We start from the raw sequence: 11,553 nt of genomic DNA, 5'->3' as shown, positions 1-11,553 counted from the left end.
ACGAGTTATAAGGCTTTTTTGAGCTTAAAATAAAGAATATTTAAGTATTTATTTTTGACAAACGTGTTGACAAAAAATGACCTAATTCTTAAAAAATCTTTCGCACAAAATAAAAGGAATAAACTGAATGTCTTCACAACTTAGCAAACAAGACCTATATGAGTCTGTTAAAACCCTTGTCGAAAGCGACGCGTCACGAATCCACTTAGGTCAACATAAATTATATACGCTATTTAGTGTGGCGTTCCAATATATGTTATTTAAGTCTACGAAGGAAGCTGGTGCCTATATTATCCGTGTCCAAGACGCAAAACTGGCCCAAAAACTTGCTCGAAAATCAAAAGATGAATCAACGCGTAAATTCCTTACGCAATTGCAAATTCCAAGAAAGATCAAGTATGGAAAATCAACTTTCTACTTAGACTTCTTTAATATTGCTAGTTGGAATATCACTAGAGATTTAAACCCGGCCAATATCAAGGGATCTCTAATCGTACGCGATACTAGTGAAGAATCTCCTGCTAAACAAATCATGGCCCTCCAAGCAGAAGCTGCAATGAATGAGGCCATTCTTGAAGGACACGAAGAAGCGAAAGTCGATATCCCTGAGCTACCAGAAGACTTTTACTTCACACACCTTGTTGATGCTTCACCAAAGAATATTTTAATTGCATTTGATGAGGTCATGGAAGAAGGCCTGTTGAATGAGTATAACTTTGAAGCAATCAACTTCCCTTTTATTAAGAAAGAAATCCAAAAAACGATCTCTGGTGTCACAATCTCGAAAGACCTTGATTGGGACGCTATTGATGAATAGGCGCGGCATTGATTGCCCAAAGGCAATCTATTGGACGCGCCGATAGCGCACGTCGCCTGAAATGAAATATATCTTCAACAAGCCGGGTTCAAGCCCGGCTTTGTTGTCTCAGCGCTGACGAATGGGAAAGCAATCGAATAGAAAAAGCGCCATTTTTCACGAAGTGAAAAATAAGCAACAATTCATAAAACAATTCATAAAACAATGCATAAAACATTTCATAAAACAAACTGATAAAACAGCAATAATCTAATTCAACCCACTAGTATTCGGATTAAAGTATTGATCCACACTAAAGTCATAAGGACGCACAACTGACATCCCATCAAGTAGGCCAACGATATATCGAGCATATCCCTGTGCTGCATTCCCACCTGAAATATCGGCCATAATATCGGCCAAATCGACCTGTGTAAGAACTTGTGTACCGGCCAGCGTTCCGTCTGACTGCAACACCGTTAACATCATTGCAGCATCATTTACCAAATAGACAAAGGTTCCTGGTGTAGTCGATCGGTACGCACTATAAGACGTATAGAGATTGATTTGAGTAATATTTGGATCAGTACTAAATGGATAGATTATATTATCAATTTCTGTAACCACTGAGTCCTTGATTTTAACAAACATATGTTTATCACCATCATCAGTATGATCATACTTAAGATAACTTATTGCCCCGTTGCTATTATCATAATTAATTTGACTCGTTCTAAGAATCTCTACAGGAACAGACATTTCATGAATTTGGCTCGGAGCCTGTGATGATATCGCTCCAGAAGTTTCATAAATATAGGCCGTATAGTCAGTCGCTGCAGTAGGGTCTACATCAACAACATCAGCAAAGTAGATTTTTCCTCCATCCTCACCTAGAAAATCTGCCGATCTCGTATAAAGCCTAGACTCTGCAACTTGAGTATCTGTATTGATGCAAGTGAGATACTTAGTTGAAGAAACAGACAGCTTAAAACAGAAATAGGAATCATTAGATACGACCTGTGCTTCATTAAAGGTTGCAGAAGTCATTGATGCCGGAAGAGATGTAACTTCAGAAATAACTTCATCTGCTCCCATTTGATAAATTGTCTGATTTGTTTGTGAAAAGATATAGAGATTATTATTAGCAACGCTAAACCTACGAGGATCAAGTCCAGAAGCTCCAGCAATATAATCATCAACCATTTTCGTTCCACTAACTGTTCCATCTGTAACCCATAACTCAGGTCCATTGACAGCGTCGCCACCTTTAAAATACATCTTGTTATTAAAGAGGACATTTCGTTCCCTGATATTTAAAGTACTATAGTAAGTATTTGAAACAGTTTTTAGCATCTTAGTTCCAGCAACTGTCGTATCAGTCACCCAAAGATCATAAGTTGTGGCAGTAGACTTGATGATAAAAAACAGCTGATTTCCAACTCGATTGACAAAGATTGGATCAGACTGTGTATCACCAAAACCAGGAATTGTTGCCAGAACATTAAAGTTATTACTCTTATCAATTAGAATGATGTCGTAATTAGGAGAATTAAAACCAGCTACAATCATTCCATTTGAAAATGTGTAGTGATTTCCTACTGAGTCAGTTGCCTGCGTGTCTGGATTAGTCATCTTTGAATAAGCAAAGCTAGCATTAGGGACTTGAACCGTGTCTGCTGCTAGTCCGTAGCTTAGATAAACTTCATTACCAGATCCAGTATCGTTAATCATTAAGAATGAAAAATCTGATGTTGTAATAACCTTTCCAACTCCATCTCCAGAGGAAGGGGCCGGCTTATCATCATCAAAATTAAAATCGACATGGGAAACACAAGAAGTTAAAAAAAGGACAGACAAAATAAAATTTAGATATTTAATAGATACCTCTGCAGATGAACATGTTATTTCTTTATCGAACTAAAATAAAAACACTTGAAGAAAATATAAATTTTTTTCATTTCGAAATGTTTAGAAAACATTATTTATTTTCATTGTTTATGTACTATTAGATGGTTGAGGCACAACTCTAAACTTTAGCTCAAGAGAGTTATTAAGGTGTCTTTTAGGTTCATAACCGAATCACGCGAGCTGCGCTCTTATCTAGTTGTGCATATAAATTCATTCAATTTAAAGTTATTTAACTTTGCAAAGAACTCTACCCGACTCGTCCCTTCCTGGGACTCGCTGGGTTGAATAGCGTCATCTGCTCCTGCAGATGACGCTAACAAAAAACTAACTTGAATAATCCATGAAAGTAGTCATAATGAACCAATGGAATCTAGTATCATGGCCTCTTTCTTTATTGCTTTAATCTCAGTTGTAAATCCTATTGGTGCCCTGCCAATGTTTATGTCATTGACTCAAAACTTATCTGAGACACAAAGAAGAAGCATGGTTCGAGTTTGCTCGATTGCTGTTTTTGTCACACTTGTAGTTTCTCTTTTTATTGGAGAAAAAATTCTTAGCTTCTTTGGAATTTCGATTGCCTCATTTACAGTTGGTGGAGGGATTCTTATTTTTTCCATGGCAACTTCCATGATCAATGCCAAAGATGTTGAATCAAAGCTAACACAAGATGAAATTGATGATGATGAAATCCGTGAGATAGGAATTGTCCCTTTGGCCATTCCTCTGCTAGCAGGTCCAGGAGCTATTTCAACGACAATTATCTACGCGCAAAAATTAGATTCTCCAATTGACTGGGCCCTTAGTATTCCAATTATTTTTGTTAGTGTCCTAGCTATTTATGTTGTTCTTATTAATGCAAATCGTATTAGTCAAAAAGTAGGAACGCTTGGAGTAAACGTAACAACACGAATCATGGGGCTAATTCTACTGGCCATGTCAATTCAGATGATCACTCATGGACTTTCAAATATTCTCCCTATCTTAAAAGCAAAGCTCTAGCTCGATAAATAACACAGAGCGCTCCCCTTTCTTGACCGACTTATTCTAATTCTTTAGAATTAAACTTCATGTTTATTATTAAGTATTTACTCCCACTATTCTTAACTTTTACCAGTGTCCTTGGAGCTAATCACGACACTATCGAAAAGAAATGGTTATCACTATCTAAAGAGTTCAACTTAAATCCAAATGAGCACGGTTTTTGTTATATGTACCAAGGTGAAATCTTTGGAACAACAGCACACTTAAAAAGCCGACTTGCCTCAACGACAAAGCCCATAACTTCACTAATGGCACTCGAAACTCTAGGGCCAAATTTTCAATATGAAACAAAAGTGATTTCTGATGGACAAAATATCCATCTTGAAGGAGCAAATGATGGAATGTTTAGTGAAGAAAAAATCTTCTACTTAATCGCTGCCCTCAATGCAAATGGAATCGTTAAACTCAACACCATAAGCTTTGATGCTAATACTCCTATTTTTGCAATTGCCCTAAGGCCTTATATGAGTATGAGCGAAGCCTGGTATTCGAAAGAATATAACATCGAACAGCTTAAAGAATACTTTAACCTTGATAACAATAAGAAAATAAAAACAAGACTTAAAGAGTTTTTAAAAAATACCAAAGAAGAAAGACTTAAAGAACTAGGTCTTCCTTTAAAAGTATCGGCCTATAGAATGACTGTCGATAATGTTGTGTATTCCGCAGCGAATCCTATTAAAGACATCAAAAAAACTTACTTAGTTCAATCTCCTAAGCTTCTAACTTATCTAAAGTTTCAAAACTCAGTTTCTCACAATTGGCTCTCTGACATAACTTATAAAAGTTATGGAGCTCAAGAATACTCAAAGTGGTATCTTCAAAATCTTATTGAAGAAAAACTTGGTAATGATTACTTTCAAAAAAGAATTGGGTTTAACGATACTGAAGAAAATACTTATCTTTATACAGGATCAGGCCTGGATTCAAAAATAGATGGGAAGCGCGTCGACAACTATGCAACTTGCGCTATTGTAATTAGCTCTTACCAGGAACTAGAAAATAACTTGAATCAAAGTGGCCATAAGCTTGAACAAGTCCTACCTATTGCAGGAATTGATATTGGGACTCTATCGAAAAGATTAAACTCTCAAAGAAACTTAGGCTCTATCCTTGCAAAGACAGGCACTCTTATGAATACCAAGTCTTTGGCAGGTAAATTGTCGACAAAGTCAGGAGCGATCTACTTCGGCTTTTTTCATCAAGTCTTTAAATCAAATGGACAAGATCAGTACAATGCTAAGATAGTTCAAGATCTTATGACAGAGTTTTTGATTGAAGAATTCGCTGGTGCAAAGAAAATAACAAACTACACCAAACCACAATCTTTCCTGCCTCTAGAAGGACCAATAGAAGAGTTATAAATGAACAAATCAGTTATCCCCATCGTCGTAATACTTTTGGCCCTTGCTACTTATATCTCAAAAGAGAGCACACAGTCTGTTCAAAACAAATACGATGAACCGGCCCCGATAAACGCAATTGAATCACAAATCGTTCACAAAAGAGCAGCTCTTGCACGAAAAGCTCCTACGGCCTTGAAAGAAAACAAAGAGGCTAATCACATCCTAATGGCCGCACTTGCAGATGAGCGCGAGGACTTAGTTATAGAAGCTCTAAACAAAGGAGCAAACCCAAATATCATCTTTAACAATAGACGTTTTACAATGGCGATGGACAAGAGCTTAAATTGTAACCCCACTGTTCTAAAAGCTCTTATTGATGCAGGAGCAGATCTAAAGATAAAAGACACTCACGGAAGAAGCGCTCTTGACTATGCAAAAAGAAATGGCAATGAAGATTGTATCAAAATTCTAAACGACTCAGGTGCGATCTAAAGAAAAAAATTGGGCCTTGGTTTTTACTTTAAAGAAGAAAAGATAGGATTTTAGAACAAGAGAAAAAAACAGATTCCTGTTTTTCAGCATGGCCGGTAGAAGTGTTATTGGGACTCTTTTTAAAGAACCAAGGCCGTCCAACCATTGATACTATTAATAAAGCAATGATCGTGCCAACTTTTGAACAATATCCAAAGACATCAATTTCAATAAAATCAAACATTTATTACTGGAGTAAAAAGGTCACTGAGGTCAAAATGAACTCGTTACAGTAAATACAAAAGAGCCCAAAGTGCACACTGCGCCGCATCGTTCGTATATCTTTTAAATAAAGAATTAAGATAGAAATTTTGTTAGAACAGGTTCTAATTTTGAAATAATCGGGGCCGCTTCTTCTGAAAATGGAGATAAAGAAAATCGAATAACATTAGTTGCTGCCTCATCACTGAGTTCATATGCCTTTGCAACTCGTGATGGTTTAATGATTCCAGATGCACAAGCAGAACCACTAGAAGCACAGATTCCGGCCATATCTAGGGCCATCATAACAGTATTAATATTCTTATCATGGACACTAAAGAAAATAGTTGTCGCATTTCTCTTCTTTGCCTTGGCACCGATAAGAGTAATTCTTTCACCAAATTTTTCAAGAAGCCACGCTTCAAGCTCATCTTTTACTTTTTGAGCTCGCTCAATATTTAAGTGTGACAGATTGTAATCAAGAGCGAGATTAATTGTATGAACACTAAAAGCATTCTCAGTTCCTGAGCGCATTGCCTTTTGCTGACCACCACCACGAATAAGTGGAGTCCAACTCGCATCCTTTGAAACAAGTGTAAAGCCTACACCTTTAAGAGCACCAAATTTGTGTCCAGAAAAAGTATAGTAATCAAGTCCTAGGGTAAGCTCATTCCAATCTTTGATTTTTCCAACAACTTGTACACAATCAACATGAACACAAGCGCCTGTCTCATCTTTGATTTTTAAAACATCGGCCAGATCCCACACGACACCATTCTCATTATTCACATAAGTGAAATTAATGAGCTTCTCTCCTTCAAGCTCGTTTAGAGCTTGTATTACTTCTTGTCTATCAAAGTCACCTCCATGTGTTTTTAACACGTGAAAAGTACCACCAAGAAGCTCTACATGTTCTCTTTGATTCACCATACTCGAATGATCAACATCAAAGCAGAATACGTGGAATTTTGATTTAAGCTTTAGAGAATTAAAGCAAAAACCTTTTACTACACTATTGATTGCCTCTGTGGCACCTGAGTGAAAAAAAACATCGTAGCTTGTCGCATTGAAAGTATCTTGAATCTTTTTGATTGTTTGATTAATGAGAGATTTTGACTTCTTTCCTACCTGGTGAATCGAAGCTGGATTACCAAAGTAGACGGCCCCCTCGCAAAGCCAATCTTGGACTGGTTTAACTAAGGGGGCCGTAGCATTATAATCTAAGTAGAGATAATTATTGATTAATTTCACCTAAACCTGATCTGATTCCTGAAGCGTACTCGCTAAATGCACTTTCATTTGAAGTGTTTTGAGTAGCTGCTTCTACTGTTTGAGTAGCTTGTTCATTAGAAGCTTCTTCACCTCTAACTTCTGACTCAACTTCACCAGATTTTCTTACAAGGTCACCTAAAGAAGTAGTTGTTAGGTATTCGCTCATAATGAAACCAAGGTTTTGAAAGTAATTCTTAGACAGGTGGAATTCAACAGTGCTAGCTTGCTCTGCTTCTGTTCCTAGGATGTCTTTTGCTGGGTTGATATTTTCACCAACACATTCAAGTACATCTTTAATTGTAATTTCTTCCATCGAACGAGCAAGAACATAACCACCACCTGGTCCTCTTACTGACTTAACAGCTTGGCCATTTCTAAGCTTTCTGAAAAGTTGCTCAAGGTAGTGAAGTGAAATGTTTTGTCTTTCTGAAATTTCCTGAAGTCTTACAGGGTTTCCGTTGCTGTGAGTAGTTAGGTCAAGCATTGCTCTAACTGCGTAGCGTCCTTTCGAAGTGAGTCTCATTGGTCTTCCTCCATAAATCCAAATGTTAAATAAAAAAATAGTTTTAAACTTAAAGCAAATAAATTGTGTGCTAATTTAGGACTCGCATTCCGTGCTATCCTTTCTGTTGAAAGATTTATTCCGTTAAAATCTTTCTTCCTAAATATTATGTCAGCCCACAAGTCTTAAAGTCAACTTGATTTAATCAATTATTATAAAAAAATATTTTTTCTTTACTGGAGACAATGCTGGAGCACATAATATCAATAATATCTATATGTTAGGGAATTATTCAACTGCGATGACAAGATATGCCAAACAGAGTTAATCGGTTATTTCTGCCCACTTGTTAGAAGATGTTAAAAAATAATTTTCTTCAAAAAATAATTACGAGATGCACTTTCTTCATCATCTTTCTTGTCATTGGCCTCAATGCTTAGTTGAAAATAATTGAAGTCATCAGAAAGTTCACGGTAAATATCTCTGATATAGTCCTTGCCCCACTCAACAAGAAAGTATTTTTTCTCATCGAGGTACATTGCAAGTTCAAGATGAATGATCTCTTCTGGCGAATCAAGACGATAGAAGTCTGCATGGACAACATCGCCGCAATCATTGATAAGGGAATATGTTGGAGAACCTGACTTGTCTTCACCTAAGAAGACATTAGTGAATGTTGTCTTTCCCGCGCCAACTGCTCCATCTAAAATCACAACAGATGGCTCATTTAACGACTCTTTTAGTTCGACAATAATATTTGAAATATCACTTTGGTATACTTTTTTCCAATGCCTAACATCTTGATAGTCAAACAACAGGTGCTCCTTAGAATTAATTGCTTAGATATTTATTTTCCACGATAAAAATCAATTAGCAATCAAAGGCAAACCATACCTTACTTAACTGGATGGTTTCTAAACAAATTTAACATATCTCTAGTCACATTAGAGATTCCACTAAATACAGCTTGAGACACAATCCAGTGACCAATATTATATTCAGCAAAAAGACCTTGCTCAAGAAGAGGTCTTACACTCTCCATTGTTAATCCGTGGCCAGCATGGAAAGCAACACCTGTCCCCTCTAGAACTTTAAAACAATCAACATAGTTATTAAGATGAGGATTAAGATCTCCTTCTTTTAGGAAGTCGATAGCATAAGCTCCCGTATGAATTTCAACAGCATCTGCTTTTAATTCGATGGCCTTCTTCATTACATCTGTCGAGGCTTCAACAAAAAGAGAGATTTTTGTTTTTGGAGAATGCTCTCTTAGGTATGACATAGTTTGTGATACTTTATCAAAATTAGCTGCAGAAAGATCTAGTCCACCTTCTGTTGTCTTCTCTTCTCTTTTTTCTGGAACAAGACAGATCCAATCTGGTTTAAAATCAGCTGCAATTTCAACAATCTCTTTAGCACAGCCAATTTCAAGATTTAATGGTTTTTCAAAACGCTTTGTTACGGCCATAACACTTGTTAAGTCCGTATCTTGAATATGTCTTCTGTCTTCACGTAAGTGAATAGTAATTTGATCAGCACCGGCCATTAAAACATCTTGAGCGGCGTTTGCAACACTTGGGTAGCCTTCATCTCTTTGTTGTCTAAGAGTTGCTACGTGGTCAATATTTACACCAAGTCTTGGAATCATTTTATCAGTCATTATGCAATTTCCTTTTTAAGAGCGCTCACAAGACGATCACAAACTGTATTGATCTTATCTTCACAACGTCCTTCAACCATAACACGTGCTAGAGGTTCAGTTCCTGAGTATCGGAAAATCACACGTCCTTCTTCACCTAATTCTTCTTCACAGGCCTTAAGTTCTGCTGCAAATGTAGGCATTTCTTCAACCTTCTTCTTTTGAGAAACAGATACGTTCTTTAAAACTTGTGGATATAATTCTACTTCTTGAGACAGTTCATTAATTGATTTCTTAAAGAAATAAGTGGCCTCAATTGACTTAAGAGCTGCAAGAGTCCCGTCTCCAGTAGTTGCATGCTCTAGAAAAATAATATGCCCAGATGGTTCACCACCAAGAAGAGCATTTTCACTTCTCATATACTCCATAATATAGCGATCACCAACTGCTGTACGATGAAATTTAAGACCTAACTTCTTAAGGTAGTTCTCAAGCCCAAGGTTAGACATAATCGTTCCAACAACAGTGTCACCTTTTTTAAGCTTGCCTTGCTCAAGTAAAAGCTTCGCAAAAATTCCAATCAGCTTATCACCTTTAATAAGTCCACCGTCTTTATCTATTACTTGAATACGATCAGCATCACCATCAAGACAAAAGCCCATATCTGCACGAAGCTTTACTACTTCTTGACTTGCAAGAGCAGGGTGTAAGCTTCCACAATTTAAATTAATATTTTGGCCATTTGGATTTACACCTAATGGAAAAACTTCTGCACCTAACTCACTCATGACAAGAGGAGCAACTTTATAGCTAGCACCATTTGCACAATCCACAACCACACGCATACCACTTAGGTCACACTCTTCATCAATTGCTGACTTAACGTGAACAACGTAGCGGCCTTCAACACCTTCAAGTCTTTTTGCACGACCGATTTCGGCACCAACTTTTGGTGGAATAAGTTTAGGATTAAGAACTAACTCTTCAAGCTCTAACTCAACTTCGTCTGGAAGCTTGAATCCGTGGGCATCAAATAACTTAATACCATTATCATCGTAATCATTATGTGAAGCTGAAATCATAACACCAGCATCCGCTCTCATAGAAGTTGTCACAAAAGCAACACCAGGAGTTGGAAGAGGTCCAGTAAAAATCACTCGTCCACCTTGAGATAATACACCTGCCGAAAAAGCTTGCTCAATCATATAACAGCTTAGTCTTGTATCTTTACCAACGATAATTAGAGGTGTTTTCTTATTCTTATTCTTTTTTTGAAAATAGAAAGTTACTGCACGTCCAAGTGCTGTCGCAATTTCAGGAACCATTGGATAAATATTTGCTTTACCTCTAATTCCATCAGTTCCAAATAGTTTTCTTTCAGTCATTATCTACTCACTTTAATTATTTCTGGATGAATTTTTAATAAATGAACGTCCTCAGGAAGCTCGGCCCTTAGACGAATATCTGCACTTCTACCCATATCAGAAGGAATTTCTGCATAAACCTTAACTTCGCTTGCCTTTATATCATCTCTACCAGTAGTTAGTACATCTAAAGAGACCTTTCTTATGCGAGAACGAAATTTCATATTAGGCGCAATAAATAAAATTGGGATATTCTTTAACGTGAGATTAGCTTTTTGTGGCCTAATATCATACTTAAACGAAAGAGTGTCATTCTCACCGTAACGAAGAAACTCTGGAAGATCTTCAAGTTGAATCGGAACTTCCCCCTGACCAGATAACTCCGATAGATCAATTAGGCGTGTTTTCACCTGCCCCACATTTCTCATGATATCACGTGCTCCCTCAATCTTAACTTGATTACGACTAAGAGATGAAGAAATGAGCTTTAATTCCTTAGGTAAGTTATTCATGTAATTTACCTTAATAGGAACATTCTTATAAATTAATTTATCTAGCTTGATGGCTATATGCTTTGGCTTAATATCCACAACCTCAACACCAAAAGGAACAATTAAATCCGTTTCGCTAATCGAATATTTTACTTGTTTCGTTGTGCGATTAACTTTCATTTTCTTAAGGTCAACTTGAAGCTTCAAGTGATCATCGCCATGAAAGTCTTTTAGGAATGCACGAGCTCCCTTTAATGTCACATGAATTTCGTGAGCAGACACTGAAGTAACATCCATACTTGTTGCTGGAAGTACTTCTAGGTTATAGATTCTTTCAGTTGTAATTGGCTCCGAGTTTACAACATAGAACCAAAGAAAAATTGCAAGAATAATACTCAGTAGAGTTAGTAGCTGATTTTGAATTAATTCAAATAAATTATTGCTTTTAATTTTCTTTAACAT

At 36.8% G+C, this 11,553-nt stretch carries 11 protein-coding genes; 4 read left to right on the top strand and 7 right to left on the bottom strand.

Features of this window, described 5'->3' with window-relative positions:
* Positions 1-127: 127 nt before the first annotated feature.
* On the top strand, positions 128-817 hold the full coding sequence (locus tag ACMAYX_RS00750; RefSeq protein WP_103217085.1) for a hypothetical protein: 690 nt from the start codon (positions 128-130) through the stop codon (positions 815-817).
* A 249-nt stretch (positions 818-1,066) separates the two neighbouring features.
* Here ACMAYX_RS00750 and ACMAYX_RS00745 read toward each other — a convergent pair whose 3' ends face one another.
* Complete coding sequence (locus ACMAYX_RS00745) at positions 1,067-2,653, bottom strand: hypothetical protein (RefSeq protein WP_392992126.1); 1,587 nt, start codon at positions 2,651-2,653, stop codon at positions 1,067-1,069.
* A gap of 414 nt (positions 2,654-3,067) precedes the next feature.
* On the opposite strand from ACMAYX_RS00745, the gene ACMAYX_RS00740 reads away from it, so the two are divergent.
* The 3 genes from ACMAYX_RS00740 to ACMAYX_RS00730 all read left to right on the top strand — a co-directional run bounded on the left by ACMAYX_RS00740 (position 3,068) and on the right by ACMAYX_RS00730 (position 5,583).
* Positions 3,068-3,703: a MarC family protein gene (locus ACMAYX_RS00740; RefSeq protein ID WP_103217083.1), complete on the top strand. Its 636-nt coding sequence runs from the start codon at positions 3,068-3,070 to the stop codon at positions 3,701-3,703.
* 68 nt (positions 3,704-3,771) lie between these two features.
* Positions 3,772-5,109: a D-alanyl-D-alanine carboxypeptidase gene (locus ACMAYX_RS00735; RefSeq protein ID WP_412471384.1), complete on the top strand. Its 1,338-nt coding sequence runs from the start codon at positions 3,772-3,774 to the stop codon at positions 5,107-5,109.
* Positions 5,110-5,583, top strand: a complete 474-nt coding sequence (locus ACMAYX_RS00730; RefSeq protein WP_412471383.1) for an ankyrin repeat domain-containing protein — start codon at positions 5,110-5,112, stop codon at positions 5,581-5,583. It abuts the gene before it with no gap.
* 336 nt (positions 5,584-5,919) lie between these two features.
* Here the strand turns inward: ACMAYX_RS00730 and ACMAYX_RS00725 are convergent, their stop codons facing one another.
* The 6 genes from ACMAYX_RS00725 to ACMAYX_RS00700 form a co-directional block, all read right to left on the bottom strand.
* Positions 5,920-7,074: a cysteine desulfurase family protein gene (locus ACMAYX_RS00725; RefSeq protein ID WP_412471382.1), complete on the bottom strand. Its 1,155-nt coding sequence runs from the start codon at positions 7,072-7,074 to the stop codon at positions 5,920-5,922.
* Complete coding sequence (locus ACMAYX_RS00720) at positions 7,058-7,618, bottom strand: Rrf2 family transcriptional regulator (RefSeq protein ID WP_392992130.1); 561 nt, start codon at positions 7,616-7,618, stop codon at positions 7,058-7,060. The genes ACMAYX_RS00725 and ACMAYX_RS00720 overlap by 17 nt, the downstream gene beginning before the upstream one ends.
* Before the next feature lie 338 nt (positions 7,619-7,956).
* The gene (gene tsaE / locus ACMAYX_RS00715) at positions 7,957-8,412 is read right to left on the bottom strand and encodes a tRNA (adenosine(37)-N6)-threonylcarbamoyltransferase complex ATPase subunit type 1 TsaE (protein WP_158246807.1); all 456 of its coding nucleotides are present in this window, start codon (positions 8,410-8,412) and stop codon (positions 7,957-7,959) included.
* Between the two features lie 80 nt (positions 8,413-8,492).
* A complete protein-coding gene (locus tag ACMAYX_RS00710) occupies positions 8,493-9,257 on the bottom strand; it encodes a pyridoxine 5'-phosphate synthase (RefSeq protein ID WP_103217077.1) in 765 nt (254 codons plus the stop codon).
* Positions 9,257-10,621, bottom strand: coding sequence for a phosphoglucosamine mutase (gene glmM, locus ACMAYX_RS00705; protein WP_103217076.1), 1,365 nt, complete (start codon positions 10,619-10,621; stop codon positions 9,257-9,259). The genes ACMAYX_RS00710 and glmM overlap by 1 nt, the downstream gene beginning before the upstream one ends.
* The gene (locus tag ACMAYX_RS00700) at positions 10,621-11,553 is read right to left on the bottom strand and encodes a YbbR-like domain-containing protein (RefSeq protein WP_103217075.1); all 933 of its coding nucleotides are present in this window, start codon (positions 11,551-11,553) and stop codon (positions 10,621-10,623) included. The genes glmM and ACMAYX_RS00700 overlap by 1 nt, the downstream gene beginning before the upstream one ends.

Origin of the sequence: Halobacteriovorax sp. RT-2-3 (assembly GCF_047085075.1) — a bacterium.
In the GTDB taxonomy this organism is placed as follows: domain Bacteria; phylum Bdellovibrionota; class Bacteriovoracia; order Bacteriovoracales; family Bacteriovoracaceae; genus Halobacteriovorax_A.
This window is presented reverse-complemented; position numbering and strand designations above follow the sequence as displayed.